Raw genomic sequence first — 19917 nt, 5'->3', positions numbered from 1 at the left:
CCAGGGGCGGCTGCCTAGTAAGGGGCCCGGAAGTTGATGTACCCCAGCAGCACGATCACCGCCGCCACGCAGCCGAGCACCACGACCGTCGACACCCAGGAGGACCGGCGGCGCGAGCCCACGTGCTCCGGGTCGGCGCGGAACGGTACGGGCCCGGGCGGGTTGTCCTTCCACCGGGCGGCGAGCATGCGGGCACGGGCCGAGGGCTCCTTGTGCTCGGCGCTGTCCGCCCATCTGAGGTCGAACTCCCGCTCGTCGTCGTGCCGTTCGGACATCCCCGTAAACCTTCCTCGAACAACAGTGTCAGTACTGATAATCCCCTGTCCGGGGCCCGTCTGTGAAGCGGGATCCGGGCATACGACGGTGCCCCCGCCTCCGGGAAGGAGACGGGGGCACCACAGGTACGACGGGGGCGTCGATCACACGTCGAAGTAGAGCTCGAACTCGTGCGGGTGCGGACGCAGCTGCAGCGGTGCGATCTCGTTCGTGCGCTTGTAGTCGATCCACGTCTCGATCAGGTCCGGCGTGAACACGTCGCCCTGGAGGAGGAACTCGTGGTCGGCCTCGAGGGAGTCGAGGACGGCCGGGAGCGAGGTCGGGACCTGCGGGACGCCCGCGTGCTCCTCGGGAGCCAGCTCGTACAGGTCCTTGTCGATCGGCTCGGCCGGCTCGATCTTGTTCTTGATGCCGTCCAGGCCCGCGAGCAGCAGCGCCGAGAAGGCCAGGTACGGGTTGCCGGAGGAGTCGGGCGCGCGGAACTCGACGCGCTTGGCCTTCGGGTTCGAGCCCGTGATCGGGATACGCATCGCGGCCGAGCGGTTGCGCTGCGAGTACACCAGGTTGACCGGGGCCTCGAAGCCGGGCACCAGGCGGTGGTACGAGTTCACCGTCGGGTTGGTGAAGGCCAGCAGCGACGGGGCGTGCTTGAGGATGCCGCCGATGTAGTAGCGGGCGGTGTCCGACAGGCCCGCGTAACCGGCCTCGTCGTAGAAGAGCGGGGAGCCGCCCGACCACAGCGACTGGTGGACGTGCATGCCCGAGCCGTTGTCACCGAAGATCGGCTTCGGCATGAAGGTCGCGGTCTTGCCGTTCTTCCACGCCACGTTCTTCACGATGTACTTGAAGAGCTGGAGGTCGTCGGCGGCGGCGAGCAGCGTGTTGAACTTGTAGTTGATCTCGGCCTGGCCGGCGGTGCCCACCTCGTGGTGCTGGCGCTCGACCTTCAGGCCGGCCCGCTCCAGCTCCAGGGAGATCTCGGCACGCAGGTCGGCGAAGTGGTCGACCGGCGGGACCGGGAAGTAGCCGCCCTTGTAGCGGACCTTGTAACCACGGTTGTCCTCGAGGGCGCCGGTGTTCCAGGCACCCGCCTCGGAGTCGATGTGGTAGAAGGACTCGTTCGCGCTGGTCGCGAAGCGGACGCTGTCGAAGACGTAGAACTCGGCCTCGGGGCCGAAGTAGGCGGTGTCGGCGATGCCCGTCGACGCCAGGTACGCCTCGGCCTTCTTCGCCACGTTGCGCGGGTCACGGGAGTACTGCTCGCCCGTGATCGGGTCGTGGATGAAGAAGTTGATGTTCAGCGTCTTGTCACGGCGGAACGGGTCGACCCGGGCGGTCGACAGGTCCGCGCGCAGCGCCATGTCGGACTCGTGAATGGCCTGGAAACCCCGGATCGAGGATCCGTCGAAGGCGAGCTCGTCGTCCGGGTCGAACGCGTCGACAGGCACCGTGAAGTGCTGCATCACGCCCGGGAGGTCGCAGAAGCGGACGTCGATGAACTTGACGTCCTCGTCCGCGATGAACTTCTTGGCCTCGTCGGCGTTCTGGAACATCCAGCTCCTCCTACTCCCGACCGTCCCGCCGGGGTGGTAGTTCGTTCGTGCGGCCAGTGCGGGTGGCACACGCTGACCTCGACCCTAGGGACGGGTGATTTCTCTGGCGTGACTCATTTGTTTCGCACAAGTTAACCGGCTCCCCTCACACCGTAGCCCGGACACACCCCGCCGTGCCCTGGTCATTTACGGGCGCAGTACCGTGGACGGGTGGACAACAGGCAAGCACTCGGATCGTGGCTCTCCGGGCCCCGCGCGGCCGCGGAAGAGGCCGGTGTCGACTTCGGATACCGGGGCGAGCAGCTCGGTCTGCCCGAGGAGGGACCCGGCTCGATGGCCCGCCCGGGCCGCCGCCTCGCCGCCCTGGCCGTGGACTGGGGCCTGAGCCTCCTGATCGCATACGGCCTCATCACGCAGAGCTACAACGAGGCCGCGCAGATCTGGGCGCCGCTCATCATGTTCGTCCTGATGGTGCTCACGGTCGGTACGGTGGGCTTCACCCCGGGCAAGCGGCTCCTCGGCCTGCGGGTGCTCGCCCTGGACACCGGCCGGGTCAGCCCCTGGCGCTCCGCCCTGCGCACGGTCCTGCTCTTCCTCGCCATCCCCGCCCTGATCTGGGACCGCGACGGCCGCGGCCTGCACGACCGGCTGGCGGGCACGGTCGAGGTACGCATCTGACACGGCCGGCACGGACGACGAGGACGAACGGCGAAGGGGCGCCCGGACCACTCCGGGCGCCCCTTCGCCGTACGTGTGCGGGGATCAGCTCCCCGTACGTGTGCGGGGATCAGCGGGCCTTCGGCCCGCCCTTCGGCAGCCGCATGCCCTTCGGCATCGGCCCCTTCGGCAGCGGCATGTTGCTCATCAGGTCGCCGAGGGCGCGCAGCCGGTCGTTGGTGGCGGTGACCTGCGGGCCGGTCAGCACGCGCGGCAGCTTCAGCATGGTCGTGCGCAGCTTCTTCAGCTCGACCTGGTCCTCGCCGGTGCCCACGACCAGATCGTGCACGGGGACGTCCGCGACGATGCGGTTCATCTTCCTCTTCTCGGCGGCGAGCAGGGACTTCACCCGGTTCGGGTTGCCCTCGGCGACCAGGACGATGCCGGCCTTGCCGACCGCGCGGTGCACCACGTCCTGGTTGCGGTTCATCGCCACCGCGGGGGTCGTCGTCCAGCCCCGGCCGATGTTGTCGAGCACCGCCGCCGCCGCGCCGGGCTGTCCCTCCATCTGCCCGAAGGCCGCTCGCTCGGCCCGGCGCCCGAACACGATCGCCGTCGCGAGGAAGGCGAGCAGGAGGCCCAGGATGCCGAGATAGATGGGGTGACCGATCAAGAAACCGATCGCGAGGAAGACACCGAAGGTGACGATTCCGACTGCCGCGAGTACAAGGCCGATCTTCTTGTCGGCCCTGCGGGTCATCTTGTAGGTCAGGGCGATCTGCTTCAGTCGCCCGGGGTTCGCAGCGTCCGCTGCAGTTTCCTTCCTCGCCATGCCCCGAAGTCTACGTGGCCCCACAAGCGCGGACGACGGCAGTGTCCGCGGGGCCCGTGGGGGAGGGGCCCGGGTTCAGGGGCGGACGGAGACGGACCGGGAAACGGACTGCTCGAGGACGCGCTGCGCCTCGACCCGGTCCTTGGCGCGCCGGCGGTCCTCCAGCACGGAGGTCCAGGCGTTGCGGCGGGCGGTGCGCTGACCGCTGCTCAGCAGCAGCGACTCGACGGCACGCAGGGCGGTCGTGAAGGACGGAATCGCGGTGGCGCGAACGGGCGCGGCCTGCATGGGTGAGGTCCCCCCTCGGGAGCGGGTGTACGTGCTGTGAGTCCAGCGTCACTGATTGGTGTTACCAGGGCGTGTCCGACCGGTCAAACACCCATGAAGCCCCGGCGGGGAGCCGAGAAACGGCGACGCGGTCCCGACATGTGCCCTCATCTGCGAGGACGGTCGGGACCGCGTCATATCGGCCGCTACCGGCGGGTAGTGTCTTGTGCGCGAATTCACACGCTTGTCTCGCCCTGTGGCGGGCAGGGCGGCGACGCCCTTTCCCGGCCGGGACGGTGACGGTTCGTCAGACGGCCTGGGCCGCGACGCGCGCGTCCCGCTGCTCCATGGCCATCCGGTAGAGCCGCCCGGCGCGGTACGAGGAGCGCACCAGTGGACCGGACATCACGCCGGAGAAGCCGATCTGCTCGGCCTCCTCCTTCAGCTCCACGAACTCGTGCGGCTTGACCCAGCGCTCCACCGGGTGGTGGCGCACGGAGGGGCGCAGGTACTGCGTGATCGTGACCAGCTCGCAGCCCGCGTCGTGCAGCTGCTTCAGCGCCTCGCTGACCTCCTCGCGGGTCTCGCCCATGCCGAGGATCAGGTTCGACTTCGTGACCAGGCCGTAGTCGCGGGCCTCGGTGATGACCTTCAGGGAGCGCTCGTAGCGGAAGCCGGGGCGGATCCGCTTGAAGATCCGCGGGACCGTCTCGACGTTGTGCGCGAAGACCTCGGGGCGGGAGGCGAAGACCTCCTCCAGCAGCTCCGGCACGGCGTTGAAGTCGGGGGCGAGCAGCTCGACCTTGGTGTGGCCGCCTTCACGGCCCGCCGTCTGCTGGTGGATCTGCCGGACCGTCTCCGCGTACAGCCAGGCGCCGCCGTCCTCCAGGTCGTCGCGGGCGACGCCGGTGATCGTGGCGTAGTTCAGGTCCATCGCGACGACGGACTCGCCCACGCGGCGCGGCTCGTCGCGGTCGAGCGCCTCGGGCTTGCCGGTGTCGATCTGGCAGAAGTCGCAGCGCCGGGTGCACTGGTCGCCGCCGATGAGGAAGGTCGCCTCGCGGTCCTCCCAGCACTCGTAGATGTTCGGGCAGCCGGCTTCCTGGCAGACCGTGTGCAGGCCCTCGCTCTTCACGAGGTTCTGCATCTTCGTGTACTCGGGGCCCATTTTCGCCCGGGTCTTGATCCACTCGGGCTTGCGCTCGATGGGGGTCTGGCTGTTGCGGACCTCCAGGCGCAGCATCTTGCGTCCGTCGGGTGCGACTGCGGACACGACCGGCTCCCTAGCGTTTGATTCTTCGGCGCCCTCAAGGGTACGCCCGTAGATTTGAATGCCTCTGTGTGGTGTCAGCCCCTCCCCGCGCGCTTTTATGCCGCCGGTGTCCTCTCGATCTCCCGGGGCTTCGGCTCGGCGTTCTCCAGGACCTCGCGCAGGTGGCGTTCCACCACCGGCAGGACCTCCTCGATCGTCACGTCCCGGCCGAGCTCACCGGCGAGGGAGGCCACGCCCGCGTCGCGGATGCCGCACGGGATGATCCGGTCGAACCACTTGTTGTCCGGGTTCACGTTGAGCGCGAAGCCGTGCATCGTGACGCCCTTGGCGACCCGGATGCCGATCGCCGCGATCTTGCGGTCCTCGCGGCGCTGACCGGCGTTGGACGGGGCGTACTCCGGGCCGTTCAGGCGCGGGTCGAACTCCTCGTCGTGCAGCCGCGGGTCGAAGTCCAGGGACAGACCGCCGAGCGCCGGCCGCTGCTCGACCGGGTCGCCCAGCACCCACACCCCGCTGCGGCCCTCGACCCGGGTGGTCTCCAGGCCGAACTCCGCGCACGTGCGGATCAGGGCCTCTTCGAGGCGGCGTACGTGGGCCACGACGTCCACCGGGCGCGGGAGCTTCTGGATGGGGTAGCCGACCAGCTGGCCGGGGCCGTGCCAGGTGATCTTGCCGCCGCGGTCCACGTCGATGACCGGCGTGCCGTCCAGGGGCCGCTCGTTGTCCGCCGTGCGCCGCCCGGCCGTGTAGACCGGGGGGTGCTCCAGGAGCAGTACGGTGTCGGGGACCTCGTCGGCGAAGCGCGCCGCGTGCACCCGGCGCTGCTCGTCCCAGGCCTCCTGGTACTCGACGGCCTCGTCACCGAACCCCATGCGGACGAACCGCAACTCACTCACGGCAAGCGCCTCCCTCGAACGGGTGTGTAAGGCACGTATCGCGCCCAAGCCACTGTACGTCCGGCCCGCACGCGTCAGTTCCGGGGTCAATCCTCACACGATCGGATGAATGTCCGGGAAAATGTGTGATCGCACGCTTACTCTCCGCTACATTCGCGCCGTTCGGCAAGGCATAACGCCTGCTCACAGGCGATCCGCGCACATCACCAAGGCCGGAAGGCAGGAGACCGTACCGCAGATGACGGAACGACCCGCGCAGCGCACCCCCAACCGACAGCTCGCCGCGCTCATCGCAGAAGCGGGGTTCTCCAACGCGGGACTCGCCCGTCGCGTGGACCAGCTCGGTCTCGAACACGGGCTCGACCTGAGATACGACAAGACCTCCGTCACCCGATGGCTGCGCGGCCAGCAGCCCCGGGGCACCACACCCGCCCTGATCGCCGAGGTCTTCACCCGGCGCCTGGGCCGCCGCCTCACCGCCCAGGACCTCGGCCTGGACGCCTGCGCCCCCGTCTACGCGGGGCTGGAGTTCGCCGCCACCCCCGAGGAGGCCGTCGACATCGTCAGCGGGCTGTGGCGCAAGGACTCCGGCAGCCACGCCGAGCTGCGGAAGATCGCCTTCACCCCGGCCGGGCTCGTCGTGCCCAGCCGGGACTGGCTGATCGGCCGGGCCGACGAGAAGGTCGCCCGGGGCGAGCCGGCCGCCGCCCGCATCCCGGCACAGGGCCGCCCCGCCCTGCGCTCCCCGGACGGGCAGGGCGTGCCGTCCCTGCCCCGCCAGCGCGGCCAGGCCGAGCGCGGACCGGGCCAGAAGGTCACCGCCGGGGACATCGCCGCCCTGCGCTCGGTCGGCGAGCTGTTCCGCACCCTCGACGACGCCTACGGCGGCGGTCACGCCCGCCAGGCCCTCGTGCGCTACCTGGAGCACGAGTGTGAACCCATGCTGCGCGGCACCTACGGCGAGCAGACCGGCCGCCGCCTCTTCGCCGCCGCCGCCGATCTGACCCGGCTCGCGGGCTGGACGTCGTACGACATCGCCGCGCACGGCCTCGCCCAGCGCTACTTCGTGCAGGCGCTCCGGCTCGCCCAGGCGGCCGGGGACCGGGCGTACGGGGCGTATGTGCTGGTCACCATGAGCCGGCAGGCCGTCTACCTCGGGCACGGGCGGGAGGCCGTGCAGCTCGCCCGCGTGGCCCAGCAGGGCGTCGGCACGTCCGGCCCGCCCGTCGTCCAGGCCCTGCTGCACGCCTCCGAGGCGCGCGGGCACGGGGTGCTCGGCGAGGTCCGGGCCTGCACCGCGGCCCTGGTCCGCGCCGAACGCGCCCTGGAGACGGCCCGGCCCGGGGACGACGTACCGCACTGGGCGAAGTTCTTCGACGAGGCCCAGCTCGCCGACGAGTTCGGCCACTGCCACCGCGACCTGCAGCAGTTCCGCGCCGCCGCCCAGCACGCGGAACGCTCACTCCAGCTCCGGTCCCCGTCCTTCGCCCGCAGCCGCCTCTTCTGCCGCGTGGTCCTCGCCACCGCCCGCCTGGGCCTCGGCGAACTCGACCAGGCCTGCCAGCTGGCCGCGGAGGCGGCGGGCCAGGCGGCCGAGATGCGCTCGGTGCGGGCGGTGGAGTACGTGAGGGACTTCGAGCGACGACTGGAGCCGTACAAGGACGCGGCTCCGGTGCGGACCTACCGCGACAAAGTAGCGGCCCTTGGGTAGAGGCACTCAGGGGCGCGGGGAACTGCGCGAGCAACCCCCACCCACCCGCACCCGACAGAGGGCCTATGCAGCCCTCGGCACGGTCGGCACAGGGTCGGCAGCGTGCATCGACTGCCCCGCCCCAAGGTCCGCCAGAATCGCCGCCGACGCCCGATGCCCCGAGTGCAGAGCACCCTGCACCGTACTGGTGTCCCGATGATCCCCACACACATACAGCCCGGCGATCAACCGCACCGGCCGCCGCAGATCATGCGGCGGCCGCATCGCGGGCACGGCCTCCACCGTCTGATACACGGCCAACGTCTCCCACCGCGCCGTCGACATCCCGTACAGCCGCGCCAGCTGCATCCGCACGGCCGTGTCCACACCCCCCGGCGGCCGTCCCAGGACCGTCGAGGACACCAGCGCCCGCCCGGCCGGAGCGCGGGACGGATCGACCTCGCTGATCACCGCCGTGTGCGCGACCGGCCCGCCGAGGTCCGCGTCGAGCAGCAGTGACGCCCCCGTCCCCGGCGGCTCGTCGGTCGTGTGGTGCAGCACCGTCACCGGATGGAACTCCGGCACCCGCAACCCGGGCAGCAGCTCCGCCGCGGCCCTGGCGTCCGTGGCCACCAGCACCGCCCGGCACCGGATCTCACCGTGCTCCGCGGTGGTGACCGAGGTCGTCGAGACGGACGTGACGCGCACGCCCGTGTGCACCGTGCCGGCCGGCAGCGTCCGGGCCAGCAGCTCCGGCAGGGCCTCGGCGCCGCCCTCCGGCACGCACAGCCGGCCGCTGGCGAAGGCCCGCAGAGCGAGGTCCGCGCACCGGCTGGACGTCGTCAGGTCCGGGTCGCACAGCAGGGCGGCGAGCAGCGGGCGCAGGAAGCCGTCGATGGTCCGGGAGGGCAGTCCGCGGGCCGCCAGGGCCTCACCGGCGGGCAGCTCCGGGCGGGCCAGCAGCCGCTCCGCCGGGGTGCCCGCCAGCCGGGTCAGGGCGGCGCCGAGGCGGGCCTGGTCGACGGCCGTGCCCAGCGGGGCGCCGGACCGGCTCCGGGGCACGGAGACCTGCCGTCCGGGCACGGCCACCGGCCTCCTCGGCGGCCGGGGCGCGGACGGAGACCGGGGCGCACTCGCCAGCGCACGCACCGCGTGCAGTGCGCCTCGTGCGCCCCCTGCGCCCGGCTGGACACCCGCGCGGTGGTGGCGCCCGTCGCCGTGCAGCAGGACACCGGGTGCGAACGGGCGCAGCACCAGCCCGCCCAGGCCGGGGGTCAGCCGTAGTTCGGGGTACGCCGTGGACAGCAACTGGCCGATCCGGTCGAGCCGGAAGCCGTCGACCTTCTCCGTCGCCATGCGGCCGCCGACGCCGTGGGCGGCCTCCAGGACCATGGTGGTCACTCCTGCGCTGGTCAGCCGGTGCGCGGCCGAGAGTCCGGCGACCCCGGCCCCCACGACGACCACGTCCGCCTGGTACGCGGGCTCAAGCACGTGCCCCTCCTCGAGGTTGCGCGGGCGCTGGAGACGTCATGCCCTCAACAGGCCGCAGGGATACGCGAGTTCTGGACGAGGGTAGGGCCGTGATCGGTCAGGGGGAGTCGCGCATGGACAGGGCACGGTCGCACGGCGGTCGCATACGAACGCCTCATGGGCAAGAAGGGGTCGCAGGAGGCTGGTGTGCGGGGCGGAGCCCTCCCGGCCCGGCGTCACCGCGCGGCCCGGATCGCTCCCTCGATCTCCGGGAAGGCGAACCGGAACCCGGACTCCAGCAGCCGCGTCGGCAGCACCCGGGCGCTGCCCAGCACGTCCCCGGCCATCTCGCCGAGCACGGTCCGCAGGACGGGCGCGGGCACGGCGAACAGCGTCGGGCGGTGCAGCACGCGTCCCATCGCGGCCGTGATCTCACGGTTCGTCACGGGGTTCGGGGCGGTGAGGTTGAACGGCCCGGACAGACCGTCGGTGTCGATGAGGTGCCGGATCGCGGCGACCTCGTCGTGCAGCGCGACGAACGACCAGAACTGCCGCCCGTCGCCCATGCGCCCGCCCAACCCGGCCCGGAACAGCGGGAACAGCCGCCCCCACGCACCGCCGTGGCGGGACACGACCAGCCCGGTCCGGGTGAACACCGTGCGGACACCGGCCTCCTGGGCCGGCGAAGCGGCTCCCTCCCACTCCACACACAGCTCCGGCAGGAAGCCCTCGCCCGCCGGGGCGCTCTCGTCGACGGCACGGTCCCCGGTCTCGCCGTAGTAGCCGATGGCGCTGCCGTTCACGAAAACCCGCGGCCGGTCCCGCTCGTCCAGCGAGGCGATCGCCCGGGCGAGCGCCGCCGTGCCGTGCACCCGGCCGGCGCGGATCCGCTGCTTGTACGCCTCCGTCCAGCGACGGTTGCCGACCCCCGCCCCCGCCAGATTGACCACCGCGTGGCACCCGGCCAGCCCGGCCGCGTCCACGTCCCCTCCCTCCGGATCCCAGTGGACCTCGTCCGCCGACCGGGGGGCCCGGCGCACCAGGCGCACCACCTCGTACCCGTCCGCGGTCAGGGACCGCACCAGGGCGCTGCCGATGAGACCGGATGCGCCGGTCACCGCGATACGTCGCATGGCTCAATCTTGCCGGTCGACCGCAGGAAACCCCTCAGCGACCGGGACCCGGCGTGGGAATCCCGACGACGTGTTCACGGGCCGCTTCCTCTGAGCCGGAGGACGGGCTCCTACGAGGCCGCCAGCTCGCCCGTGTCGACCGGCGCCGTCGCGTCCGCCGCCCGTTCCGCGTCGGAGGAGACCTCGGCCGCCGTCAGCACGTAACCCGTCTCGGCGTCCGTGGTGGAGCGGGCGAAGACCACGCCGAACACCCGCCCGTCCGTGGTGAGCAGGGGGCCGCCGGAGTTCCCGGGGCGGACCGTGGAGCGGATCGAGTAGATCTCGCGGACGGCCGTCCCGTCGTTGTAGATGTTCTGGCCCGTCGCCCGCACCCGGTTCGCGACCGTCGCCGCCTGGAGGTTCAGGTCGCCGTCCTCCGGGTAGCCCGCGACGACCGCCGAGTCGCCGCGCTCGGCGTCGTCGTCGAAGCGCAGCACGGGCGCCTTCAGACCCGGCACGTACAGCACCGCCACGTCCTTCTCCGGGTCGAAGAGCACCACCCGCGCCTCGTACGTCCGCCCGACCCCGCCGATCTGCACCGTCGGCTCGTCGATGCCCGCCACCACATGGGCGTTGGTCATCACGTGCTCCCGCGCGTACACGAACCCGCTGCCCTCGCGGCCCTGGGTGCCCGCGACGCCCTCGACCTTCACCGTGCTCAGCTTGGCGGCGTTGGCGGCCGCCGCCGTGACACTGTCGCCGGAGGGGCGGGCGACCTCGGCCGTCGACTCGTTCTCGAAGGGGTTGAAGACCTGCGGGAAGCCCGCCTGGGTCAGCGCGGACGTGGCCTCCGAGAACCAGGCCGGAGTCGTGTCCGGCATCGTCCGCTGCACGGCGCCGAGCAGCCGCGAGTCCCGGATCGCCGAGGTGATCAGCGGCGACGAGGACACGCCCAGGACGCTCGCGGCCACCCACGCCACGATCAGCACCGCGACCGCGTTGGCCACGGCCCCGCCGATGCCGTCCGCCACGCGGAGCGGCCCCCGGTCCAGCTCCCGCCGCAGCCGCAGCGCGAGGCGCCCCGCCAGCTCGTGCCCCACCACCGCCGGGAGCAGCACCGTGAACACCGCCGTCACCGTCGCGCGTGTCGTCCCCGGCTCCACCAGGTCCATCACCCACGGCAGGATCCACACACCGACGACCGCGCCGCCGACGAAGCCCGCCAGCGACACACAGCCGGCCACCAGACCGCGCCGGTAGCCGGACGCCGCGTAGGCGAGGACGACCAGCAACAGCAGGATGTCGAGCAGGTCCACGCACGCCGCCTTTCTCTCGGAACCCTTTAGTACGCGGGGGAAGGGCCCGGTGATCAGTCACACGCGCGCGTGTTGATCAGAACCGGCCACGCGTGCGTGCACACGGAAAAACGTCGCGGACCGTGACGATGGTTCCACCGGGTGGCACATCACACATCGCGGACGGACCGGAACGGACCGACAGTGGGATCATGCGCGTCCTGCGAAGACGGCGGGGCGGGCGCGGCCACCGCGCCGCCCGCACGCCCGGCATAGCCGGACTGCCGCGCGCCGCCCGGGTGGCGCTCGGCTGCCTGCCGGGCTGCGCCGCCGTCGTCGCGCTGGTGCTGTGCGCCCACGGCGTCGAGCACGCCGCCGAGACCACCGACCGAGCAGGCCCGACCCGGCCCGCCGCCACGCCCCACACCGCCCCCCGACCGCACATCGTGCCCAGATCGCGGTGGCTGGGCGACGCCGCCCGCAAGCAGCCGCGCCCGCGCTACGACGACCGGGTCGTCGCCGTCTTCGTCCACCACACCGACTCGCCCAACGGCTACGACTGCGCCGACGCGCCCCGCATCATCCGGGGCCTCTACACCGGCCAGACCGGCACCCGCGACTGGGACGACATCGGCTACAACTTCGTCGTCGACCGCTGCGGCACCGTCTACGAGGGCCGCGCCGGCGGCGTCGAGCGCGCCGTCACCGGCGCCCACACCCAGGGCTTCAACCACCGCACCACCGGCATCGCCGCCCTCGGCACCTTCACCGCGGGCATGCCCGTGCCGCGCCCCATGATCCGCGCCATCGCCGCGCTGTCCGCCTGGAAGCTGGGCCTGACCGGCACCGACCCGCGGGCGAGCGTCCGCCTGGTCTCCAGCAACGGCCTGAGCCGGTACGCGGCCGGCACCACCGCCGAACTGCCCGCCCTGGCCGGTCACAACGACGGCTACATGACGAGCTGCCCGGGCGCCGCCCTGCACGCCCGCCTGCCCGAGATCCGGCAGCTCGCGGCCCGCCTCCAGGGTCGGCCGGCGGACACACAGGAGGGCCACAGCGAACGCGCGGTGTCCTCACACCCCGGCTCCCTACGGTCGTCACCCCAGGCAGCCGACCGGAGGTGGGGACCATGAACAGCAGCGCCACGCAGGACAGCAGCGCCACGAAGAACGCGGCGGCGCGCACCCGGGGAGCCACCCGCGGCGGCCCCTGGGCGGTGCTCAGCGCGGCCGCGACCGTCGTCCTGGGACCGGCGGCGGTCACCGCCTCCGCCCTCGACCAGGCCAACGCGGCACCGATGCGCCATTCCCGTCCGAGCCGAGCCGAGCCGCCGGGCCGCCTGATCAGCCCCTGAAGCGTTCCCACAGCCGGGGGTAGCGCTCGGCGAGCAGCCGCTCGTCCTCGAAGTCGACGGGGGTGCCCTCCGGCTCCGGGGGCGCCGGCGGGATCTCCAGGTCGGGGGCGACCACGCCGGTGAGCTGCTCGTAGGCCTCGTCGGCCGCGTAGCCGAGTTCCTCGCCGTCGCCGTCGATCTCCTCGTCGAAGTCGTCCAGCAGCTCGGCGAGCGCGTCCGGGTCGTGCACGGCGCCCTCGAAGACCTCCCGGCCCTGGCCGATCAGCCAGCACCGGAAGAAGTCGAAGGCGTCGTCGCTCGCCCCGTCGAGCAGCACCCACGCGGCGCCCCACAGGTCCCAGCGGTAGGCGCGGTTGTAGCGGGACTCGAAGTGACGGGCGAAGTCCAGGACCGAGTCCGGGTCCAGCTGCGTGAGCCGCTCCACGAGCAGGTCGGCCTGCTCCTCCGGGTCGCCCTCGGCGGCCTCCCGGGTGTCGTCCACCAGCTCCCAGAACTCCGTCTCGTCCATCACGGGTCCAGCATCGGCCCTGGGGCACAGGGGCGCACCCGGAGTGCGCGGGATCGTTATGCGCGGCCCTCGGGCCGGCCCTCCGGGTGGTACAGCCCGGCCAGCCGCAGCGCGTCCCCGGCGAGCCGCTGGCGCAGGCTCTCCGGCGCCAGCACCTCCACCTCCGGGCCCAGCGCCGTCAGCTGGGTGTGGGCGACCTCCTCGGACTCCACCGGCAGGGCCACCGTCACCCAGCCGTCGCCGTCCGGCGCGTCCGCCTCCGCCAGCGCCTCCCGGGCGGACAGCGAGTCGACGGCGTACGGCAGTCTGCGCACGCCGTCGGGGGACAGCCGGACCACGACCCGCGCCCGCAGGAGGGACCGCGCGAACTGCTCCGCCCGCTCCTCCCAGAACGCGGGCAGGTCGAACTCCGGCTCCCGCTCGAAGCGCTCACCGCCCGGCTCCACCGCCGTGAACCGGTCGATCCGGTACACCCGGAAGGACGCGCCCCCGGCCACCCGCGCGCACAGGTACCAGACGCCCGCCTTCAGCACGAGCCCGTACGGCTCCAGCTCCCGGACGACCTCGTCCTGCCCGCGCCGGTAGCGGGCGGTGATCCGCCGGTCGTCCCACACGGCGTCCGCGACGGCCGGCAGCAGCGCGGGCGTCTCCGGCTCCTTGAACCAGTTCGGCGCGTCCAGGTGGAAGCGCTGCGCCGCCGTCCTCGACGCGTCCCGCAGGGAGGGCAGCAGCGCCGCCGACACCTTCAGCCGGGCCGCCGAGGCCGCGTCCTCCAGCCCCATCTCGCGCAGCGCGCCCGGCACCCCGGACAGGAACAGCGCCTCGGCCTCACTGCGGTGCAGGCCCGTCAGGCGTGTCCGGTACCCGCCGACCAGCCGGTAGCCACCGGCCCGCCCGCGGTCCGCGTACACCGGAACGCCCGCCTCCGACAGCGCCTGCGCGTCCCGGGTCACCGTCCGCTCCGACACCTCCAGCTCCTGGGCGAGCTCGGCGGCCGTCATGGAGGGCCGGGACTGGAGCAACAGCACCATCTTGATCAGCCGGGCAGCACGCATGCGCACATCATGCAGCAGGCCCCCGCCGCGGCGGGGGCCTGCTGGTCCCGGTCCTTACAGACCGTACTTCTCGCGCGCTTCCTTCACGGACGTCGCCTTGACCTCGCCGCGCTTGGCGAGCTGGGCCAGGGCCGCGACGACGATCGACTCGGCGTCGACGCCGAAGTGGCGGCGGGCCGCCTCACGGGTGTCCGACAGGCCGAAGCCGTCGGCGCCCAGCGAGGACCAGTCCTGCTCGACCCACTGCGCGATCTGGTCCGGGACCTGGCGCATGTAGTCGGAGACCGCCAGCACCGGGCCCTCGGCGCCCTGCAGCGCCTGGCGCACGAACGGCACCCGCTCCTCGCCCCGCAGCAGCGCCTCGTCCGCCTCCAGGGCGTCCCGGCGCAGCTCGCTCCAGGACGTCGCCGACCACACGTCGGCGGCCACGCCCCACTCCTCGGCGAGCAGCTGCTGCGCCTTCAGCGCCCAGTGGATCGCCGTTCCGGAGCCGAGCAGCTGGATCCGCGGGGCGTTCGCGGGCACGGTGACACCGGCCGACTCCGCCGTGTTGAAGCGGTACAGGCCCTTGACGATGCCCTCGTCGACGCCGTCCACGGACGGCTTCGCGGGCTGCGGCAGCGGCTCGTTGTAGACCGTCAGGTAGTAGAAGACGTTCTGGTCCTCGCCGGGGGCGGCCTCGCCGTACATCCGGCGCAGACCCTCCTTGACGATGGCCGCGACCTCGTAGGCGAACGCCGGGTCGTACGTCAGCGCCGCCGGGTTGGTCGCGGCGATGACGGGGGAGTGGCCGTCGGCGTGCTGCAGGCCCTCACCGGTCAGGGTCGTACGGCCCGCCGTGGCGCCGATGAGGAAGCCGCGGCCGAGCTGGTCGCCGAGCTGCCACATCTGGTCGGCCGTGCGCTGCCAGCCGAACATCGAGTAGAAGATGTAGAACGGGATCATCGCCTCGCCGTGCGTCGCGTACGACGTCGAAGCGGCGATGAAGTCGGCCATGGAACCGGCCTCGGTGATCCCCTCGTTGAGGATCTGGCCGTTCTGGGCCTCCTTGTAGTACATCAGCTGGTCGCGGTCGACCGGCTCGTACGTCTGGCCCTTCGGCGAGTAGATGCCGAGCGAAGGGAACAGCGACTCCATACCGAAGGTACGGGCCTCGTCCGGGACGATCGGCACCCAGCGCTTGCCGGTCTCCTTGTCGCGGACCAGGTCCTTGACCAGGCGGACGAACGCCATGGTGGTGGCCACGCTCTGCTTGCCGGAGCCCTTGTCGAAGGAGGCGAACGCCTTCTCCGCCGGGGCGGGCAGCGGGGCGACCGGGTGCACGCGGCGGGCCGGGGCCGGACCGCCGAGGGCGGCACGCCGCTCCTGGAGGTAGCGGACCTCGGGGGAGTCGGCGCCCGGGTGGCCGTAGGGGACCACGCCGTCGACGAAGTCGCTGTCCTTGATCGGCAGGCCGAGCAGGTCGCGCATGTTCTTGAACTCGTCCACCGTCAGCTTCTTCATCTGGTGGTTGGCGTTCTTCGACGCGAAGCCCTCGCCGAGGGTGTGGCCCTTGACCGTCTGGGCCAGGATCACGGTCGGCGCGCCCTTGTGCTCGACGGCCGCCTTGTACGCGGCGAACACCTTGCGCGACTCGTGCCCACCGCGCGAGAGGTGGAAGCACTCGAGGATCTTGTCGTCGCTCAGCAGCTTCGCCATCTCCGCCAGCGCCGGGTCGGCCCCGAAGAAGTCCTGGCGGATGTAGGCCGCGTCGCGCGTCTGGTACGTCTGGATCTGCGCGTCCGGTACCTCGCGCAGGCGGCGTACGAGCGCGCCCGTGGTGTCGAGCTGGAACAGCTCGTCCCAGGCCGTGCCCCACAGCGTCTTGACGACGTTCCAGCCGGCGCCGCGGAACTGGGCCTCCAGCTCCTGCACGATCTTGAAGTTGGCGCGGACCGGGCCGTCCAGGCGCTGCAGGTTGCAGTTGATGACGAAGGTGAGGTTGTCCAGCTCCTCACGGGCCGCGAGCGCGAGGGCCGCCGTCGACTCGGGCTCGTCCATCTCGCCGTCGCCGAGGAACGCCCAGACGTGCGAGGCGGAGGTGTCCTTGATGCCGCGGTTGGTGAGGTAGCGGTTGAAGCGCGCCTGGTAGATGGCGGAGAGCGGGCCCAGACCCATGGAGACGGTCGGGAACTCCCACAGCCAGGGCAGGCGGCGCGGGTGCGGGTAGGAGGGCAGGCCGTTGCCGCCCGCCTCCCGGCGGAAGTTGTCCAGGTGCTCCTCGGTCAGCCGGCCGTCGAGGAACGCGCGGGCGTAGATGCCGGGGGAGGCGTGGCCCTGGATGTAGAGCTGGTCGCCGGAGCCGTCGGCCTCTTTGCCCTTGAAGAAGTGGTTGAAGCCGGTCTCGTACAGCCAGGCGGCGGAGGCGAAGGTGGCGATGTGGCCGCCGACGCCGTACTTGCTGCCGCGGGTCACCATGGCGGCCGCGTTCCAGCGGTTCCACGCGGTGATGCGCTGCTCCATCTCCGCGTCACCGGGCACCTCGGGCTCGGCGGCGGTGGGGATGGTGTTGACGTAGTCGGTCTCGAGGAGCTTCGGCAGCGCGATGCCGGCGCCCTCGGCGCGCTCCAGCGTGCGGCGCATCAGGTACGCGGCACGGTGCGGCCCGGCAGCCTTGGCGACCGCGTCCAGGGAGGCCTGCCATTCGGCGGTCTCCTCCGGGTCCCGGTCCGGGAGCTGGTCGAGCTCGCTCGGCTGGATGGCGTTGGGGTCGGTCATGTCGCCGCCTTCCTCAGTCGAAGGGGGTTCCCTCATCGGTAAGGGTTCGGGGGTGCCCTTGGTCTTTGGCAGGACAGGGCGTGAGGCTTGGGTGGCAAGCCCGTCGGCGACTGTAACTCGCTGATCGATGATCGATCAAAGGGTTGAGGAGCAAAACCTCTTGATCACGAGAAAGTAGGCACGGGGTGCCTCCGCCGGTGGCACGCGGTGACGGCTTTTCGAACGGTTTTCGCAGGTCGGAGGCGTTTGAGCGGCGTTGCGCTCGGGTGTCACGCCCGGGGCGCGCAGCCCAGCACGTGCGCCTTCACCAGCTCGGCGATCCGGGGGTCGCGGCGCTTGAAGGCGGCGACCAGCTCCTCGTGCTCCTCGGCGTACGACTGCTGCTGCGTGCCCAGCCAGCGGATGGACAGGGCCGTGAACACCTCGATGCCGAGGCCCTCCCAGGTGTGCAGCAGGACGGAGTTGCCGGCGGCGCGGACCAGTTCGCGATGGAAGGCGACGGTGTGGCGGACCTGGGCGGTGCCGTCGGACATGCGGTCCGCCTCGTACAGGGCGCTGACGTGGGGTTCGAGCGCCGAGCAGTCCTCGGCCAGGGTCTGTGCGGCCAGTTCCGCCGCGATCGCCTCCAGACCGGCCCGGACCGGGTAGCTCTCCTCCAGGTCGGCCGCGGTGAGGTTCCGGACGCGGACGCCCTTGTTCGGGGCGGACTCGATGAGCCGCAGGGACTCCAGTTCCCGCAGGGCCTCGCGGACGGGAGTCTGGCTGACCTCCAGCTCGGTGGCGATCCGGCGCTCGACGATCCGCTCGCCCGGCTGCCAGCGGCCGCTGATGATGCCCTCCAGGATGTGCTCGCGGATCTGCTCGCGCAGCGAGTGGATGACGGGCGCGGTCATGAGGGCTCCTCGGTCGGGATTGACGTTTAGACAATACGGCCGGTTCGCTCCGCGGGTGGGGCGGGTGGGGATGTCTTGGTGCAGGTGAGACGAGACTTACACGACGGTGTGGCTCCCCGCGCCCCTGAAGACAAAAGCGGTGCCCCCGCCCGGAGACGAACCGAGCGGGGGCACCGTGGAGCCGTACCGGCGATGCGGTCAGAGGCCGAGTTCGACCTCGAACTCGCCGGCCTCCAGGATGGCCTTGACCGCCGTCAGGTAGCGGGCGGCGTCGGCGCCGTCCACCAGGCGGTGGTCGTAGGACAGGGTCAGGTACGTCATGTCGCGGACGCCGATGACCGTGCCCTCCTCCGTCTCGATGACGGCGGGGCGCTTGACCGTGGCGCCGATGCCGAGGATCGCGACCTGGCCCGGCGGCACGATGATCGTGTCGAAGAGCGCGCCGCGCGACCCGGTGTTGGAGATGGTGAAGGTCGCGCCGGACAGCTCGTCCGGGGTGATCTTGTTGGCGCGGACCTTGCCCGCGAGCTCCGCCGTGGCCTTGGCGATGCCGGCCAGGTTGAGGTCGCCGGCGTTCTTGATGACCGGGGTCATCAGGCCCTTCTCGGAGTCCACCGCGATACCGATGTTCTCGGTGTCGAAGTAGGTGATGGTCCCCTCGGCCTCGTTGATCTTGGCGTTGATGGCCGGGTGGGCCTTCAGCGCCTGGGCCGCGGCCTTGACGAAGAACGGCATCGGGGAGAGCTTGACGCCCTCACGGGCCGCGAACGCGTCCTTGGCCCGGCCGCGCAGCTTCATCAGGCGGGTGACGTCGACCTCGACGACCGAGGACAGCTGGGCCTGCTCGTGCAGGGCCTTGACCATGTTGTCGCCGATGACCTTGCGGATCCGCGGCATCTTGATGGTCTGGCCGCGCAGCGGGGACGCCTCCAGGACCGGCGCCTTCTTCGCGGCGGCGGCAGCCGGAGCCGCCGCGGCCGGAGCCGGGGCAGCGGCGGCGGCCTTCGCGGCCTCGGCGGCGGCGACGACGTCCTGCTTGCGGATGCGGCCGCCGACGCCCGTGCCCTTGACGGTGGACAGGTCGACGCCCTGCTCGGCGGCGAGCTTGCGCACCAGCGGGGTGACGTAGGCACCGTCGTCGGCCGGCTTGGCGGCGGCCGGAGCGGCCGGCGCCTGGGCCGGAGCCGGGGCGGGCGCCGGAGCGGCCGGGGCCGGCTCGGGAGCCGGGGTGACCTGCTGCTGCGGGGCCGGGGCCGACGGCGCCTGCGGGGCCGGGGCGGGCTGCGCCGGAGCCGGAGCAGCGGCCGGAGCCGGAGCCGGGGTGGGCTCGGGCTGGGCCGGGGCGGCCGGGGCCTCCTGCGCGGGGGCGGCGGCCGGAGCGGCACCCGCCTCGCCGATGACGGCGAGCTTGGCGCCGACCTCGGCGGTCTCGTCCTCGCCGACCACGATCTCCAGCAGCGTGCCGGAGGCCGGGGCGGGGATCTCGGTGTCGACCTTGTCCGTCGACACCTCCAGCAGCGGCTCGTCGGCCTCGACCGTGTCGCCGACCGACTTCAGCCAGCGGGTGACGGTGCCCTCGGTGACGGACTCGCCGAGCGCGGGCAGGACGACGTCCGTGCCCTCGGCGGAGCCGCCGCCGGAGGCGGCGTCGGCGGTCGGAGCGGGCGCCGGAGCGGCCTGCTCGGTGGAGGGGGCGGCCGGGGCCGGCTCGGGAGCGGGCTCGGCGACCTGCTCGGCCGCCGGGGCCGGGGCGGCAGCGGGCGCTCCCGTGCCGTCGTCGATCACGGCCAGCTCGGCGCCGACCTCGACCGTCTCGTCCTCGGCGACCTTGATGGAAGCCAGGACACCGGCGGCGGGCGAGGGGATCTCGGTGTCGACCTTGTCGGTGGAGACCTCGAGCAGCGGCTCGTCGGCCTCGACGCGCTCACCCTCGGCCTTCAGCCAGCGGGTGACAGTGCCCTCGGTGACGCTCTCGCCGAGCGCCGGAAGGGTTACGGAAACCGCCATGGTTTCGGTTGCTCCTTACGGA

General features: G+C 72.1%; 18 protein-coding genes. 4 read left to right on the top strand and 14 right to left on the bottom strand.

The features are described from left to right. Positions 1 to 14: 14 nt before the first annotated feature. Positions 15 to 275 (bottom strand): hypothetical protein, encoded by a 261-nt coding sequence (locus C1703_RS10465; protein WP_114251692.1) that lies wholly within the window; start codon positions 273 to 275, stop codon positions 15 to 17. A gap of 144 nt (positions 276 to 419) precedes the next feature. Next, on the bottom strand, positions 420 to 1829 hold the full coding sequence (gene glnA / locus C1703_RS10460) for a type I glutamate--ammonia ligase (RefSeq protein WP_031114004.1): 1410 nt from the start codon (positions 1827 to 1829) through the stop codon (positions 420 to 422). A gap of 210 nt (positions 1830 to 2039) precedes the next feature. Here glnA and C1703_RS10455 point away from each other — a divergent pair, with 210 nt between their 5' ends. Then, positions 2040 to 2507, top strand: coding sequence for an RDD family protein (locus C1703_RS10455; RefSeq protein WP_114251690.1), 468 nt, complete (start codon positions 2040 to 2042; stop codon positions 2505 to 2507). Between the two features lie 109 nt (positions 2508 to 2616). Here the strand turns inward: C1703_RS10455 and C1703_RS10450 are convergent, their stop codons facing one another. The 4 genes from C1703_RS10450 to lipB all read right to left on the bottom strand — a co-directional run bounded on the left by C1703_RS10450 (position 2617) and on the right by lipB (position 5754). After that, the gene (locus C1703_RS10450; RefSeq protein ID WP_114251688.1) at positions 2617 to 3318 is read right to left on the bottom strand and encodes a DUF4191 domain-containing protein; all 702 of its coding nucleotides are present in this window, start codon (positions 3316 to 3318) and stop codon (positions 2617 to 2619) included. Positions 3319 to 3393: 75 nt separating this feature from the next. After that, complete coding sequence (locus C1703_RS10445; RefSeq protein WP_031114009.1) at positions 3394 to 3606, bottom strand: hypothetical protein; 213 nt, start codon at positions 3604 to 3606, stop codon at positions 3394 to 3396. 286 nt (positions 3607 to 3892) lie between these two features. Then, a complete protein-coding gene (lipA, locus tag C1703_RS10440) occupies positions 3893 to 4858 on the bottom strand; it encodes a lipoyl synthase (RefSeq protein ID WP_114251686.1) in 966 nt (321 codons plus the stop codon). A gap of 95 nt (positions 4859 to 4953) precedes the next feature. Beyond that, complete coding sequence (lipB, locus tag C1703_RS10435) at positions 4954 to 5754, bottom strand: lipoyl(octanoyl) transferase LipB (protein ID WP_114251684.1); 801 nt, start codon at positions 5752 to 5754, stop codon at positions 4954 to 4956. Between the two features lie 238 nt (positions 5755 to 5992). On the opposite strand from lipB, the gene C1703_RS10430 reads away from it, so the two are divergent. Next, positions 5993 to 7465, top strand: coding sequence for a regulator (locus tag C1703_RS10430; RefSeq protein WP_114251682.1), 1473 nt, complete (start codon positions 5993 to 5995; stop codon positions 7463 to 7465). 63 nt (positions 7466 to 7528) lie between these two features. Here the strand turns inward: C1703_RS10430 and C1703_RS10425 are convergent, their stop codons facing one another. The 3 genes from C1703_RS10425 to C1703_RS10415 all read right to left on the bottom strand — a co-directional run bounded on the left by C1703_RS10425 (position 7529) and on the right by C1703_RS10415 (position 11342). Then, positions 7529 to 8935, bottom strand: coding sequence for an NAD(P)/FAD-dependent oxidoreductase (locus C1703_RS10425; protein WP_114251680.1), 1407 nt, complete (start codon positions 8933 to 8935; stop codon positions 7529 to 7531). A 215-nt stretch (positions 8936 to 9150) separates the two neighbouring features. Beyond that, complete coding sequence (locus C1703_RS10420; protein WP_114251678.1) at positions 9151 to 10047, bottom strand: TIGR01777 family oxidoreductase; 897 nt, start codon at positions 10045 to 10047, stop codon at positions 9151 to 9153. Between the two features lie 110 nt (positions 10048 to 10157). Next, the gene (locus tag C1703_RS10415) at positions 10158 to 11342 is read right to left on the bottom strand and encodes a MarP family serine protease (protein ID WP_114251676.1); all 1185 of its coding nucleotides are present in this window, start codon (positions 11340 to 11342) and stop codon (positions 10158 to 10160) included. A 278-nt stretch (positions 11343 to 11620) separates the two neighbouring features. Between C1703_RS10415 and C1703_RS10410 the strand changes: the two genes are divergently transcribed. Further along, the gene (locus C1703_RS10410; protein WP_232840747.1) at positions 11621 to 12454 is read left to right on the top strand and encodes a peptidoglycan recognition protein; all 834 of its coding nucleotides are present in this window, start codon (positions 11621 to 11623) and stop codon (positions 12452 to 12454) included. Next, entirely contained in the window at positions 12451 to 12675 is a 225-nt protein-coding gene (locus C1703_RS10405; RefSeq protein ID WP_114251672.1) for a hypothetical protein, read from the top strand. The genes C1703_RS10410 and C1703_RS10405 overlap by 4 nt, the downstream gene beginning before the upstream one ends. Here C1703_RS10405 and C1703_RS10400 read toward each other — a convergent pair. The 5 genes from C1703_RS10400 to sucB all read right to left on the bottom strand — a co-directional run bounded on the left by C1703_RS10400 (position 12665) and on the right by sucB (position 19895). Then, positions 12665 to 13183, bottom strand: coding sequence for a DUF4240 domain-containing protein (locus tag C1703_RS10400; protein ID WP_114251670.1), 519 nt, complete (start codon positions 13181 to 13183; stop codon positions 12665 to 12667). The two genes, C1703_RS10405 and C1703_RS10400, sit on opposite strands and share 11 nt — an antisense overlap. A 56-nt stretch (positions 13184 to 13239) precedes the next feature. Continuing rightward, positions 13240 to 14238 (bottom strand): YafY family protein, encoded by a 999-nt coding sequence (locus C1703_RS10395; RefSeq protein ID WP_114251668.1) that lies wholly within the window; start codon positions 14236 to 14238, stop codon positions 13240 to 13242. A 54-nt stretch (positions 14239 to 14292) separates the two neighbouring features. After that, positions 14293 to 16995 carry a pyruvate dehydrogenase (acetyl-transferring), homodimeric type gene (gene aceE / locus C1703_RS10390; RefSeq protein ID WP_114251666.1) on the bottom strand — a complete coding sequence of 901 codons (2703 nt, stop codon included), beginning with the start codon at positions 16993 to 16995 and terminating at the stop codon, positions 14293 to 14295. A gap of 269 nt (positions 16996 to 17264) precedes the next feature. Continuing rightward, entirely contained in the window at positions 17265 to 17888 is a 624-nt protein-coding gene (locus C1703_RS10385; RefSeq protein WP_114251664.1) for a GntR family transcriptional regulator, read from the bottom strand. Between the two features lie 198 nt (positions 17889 to 18086). Next, the gene (gene sucB / locus C1703_RS10380; RefSeq protein WP_114251662.1) at positions 18087 to 19895 is read right to left on the bottom strand and encodes a 2-oxoglutarate dehydrogenase, E2 component, dihydrolipoamide succinyltransferase; all 1809 of its coding nucleotides are present in this window, start codon (positions 19893 to 19895) and stop codon (positions 18087 to 18089) included. Between the last annotated feature and the right edge of the window lie 22 nt (positions 19896 to 19917).

This window comes from Streptomyces sp. Go-475 (genome assembly GCF_003330845.1).
Lineage (GTDB): Bacteria > Actinomycetota > Actinomycetes > Streptomycetales > Streptomycetaceae > Streptomyces.
Note: the sequence above shows the minus strand (reverse complement) of the source record. Positions and strands in the feature narration are given on the sequence as shown.

Excerpts from the sequence above, each read along its gene's own strand:
- C1703_RS10420 (WP_114251678.1), bottom strand. The coding sequence starts at position 10,047 with ATGCGACGTATCGCGGTGACCGGCGCATCCGGTCTCATCGGCAGCGCC.
- C1703_RS10430 (WP_114251682.1), top strand. The coding sequence starts at position 5,993 with ATGACGGAACGACCCGCGCAGCGCACCCCCAACCGACAGCTCGCCGCG.
- glnA (WP_031114004.1), bottom strand. The coding sequence starts at position 1,829 with ATGTTCCAGAACGCCGACGAGGCCAAGAAGTTCATCGCGGACGAGGAC.
- C1703_RS10385 (WP_114251664.1), bottom strand. The coding sequence starts at position 17,888 with ATGACCGCGCCCGTCATCCACTCGCTGCGCGAGCAGATCCGCGAGCAC.
- aceE (WP_114251666.1), bottom strand. The coding sequence starts at position 16,995 with ATGACCGACCCCAACGCCATCCAGCCGAGCGAGCTCGACCAGCTCCCG.
- C1703_RS10405 (WP_114251672.1), top strand. The coding sequence starts at position 12,451 with ATGAACAGCAGCGCCACGCAGGACAGCAGCGCCACGAAGAACGCGGCG.
- sucB (WP_114251662.1), bottom strand. The coding sequence starts at position 19,895 with ATGGCGGTTTCCGTAACCCTTCCGGCGCTCGGCGAGAGCGTCACCGAG.
- C1703_RS10400 (WP_114251670.1), bottom strand. The coding sequence starts at position 13,183 with ATGGACGAGACGGAGTTCTGGGAGCTGGTGGACGACACCCGGGAGGCC.
- C1703_RS10465 (WP_114251692.1), bottom strand. The coding sequence starts at position 275 with ATGTCCGAACGGCACGACGACGAGCGGGAGTTCGACCTCAGATGGGCG.
- C1703_RS10395 (WP_114251668.1), bottom strand. The coding sequence starts at position 14,238 with ATGCGTGCTGCCCGGCTGATCAAGATGGTGCTGTTGCTCCAGTCCCGG.
- C1703_RS10450 (WP_114251688.1), bottom strand. The coding sequence starts at position 3,318 with ATGGCGAGGAAGGAAACTGCAGCGGACGCTGCGAACCCCGGGCGACTG.
- C1703_RS10445 (WP_031114009.1), bottom strand. The coding sequence starts at position 3,606 with ATGCAGGCCGCGCCCGTTCGCGCCACCGCGATTCCGTCCTTCACGACC.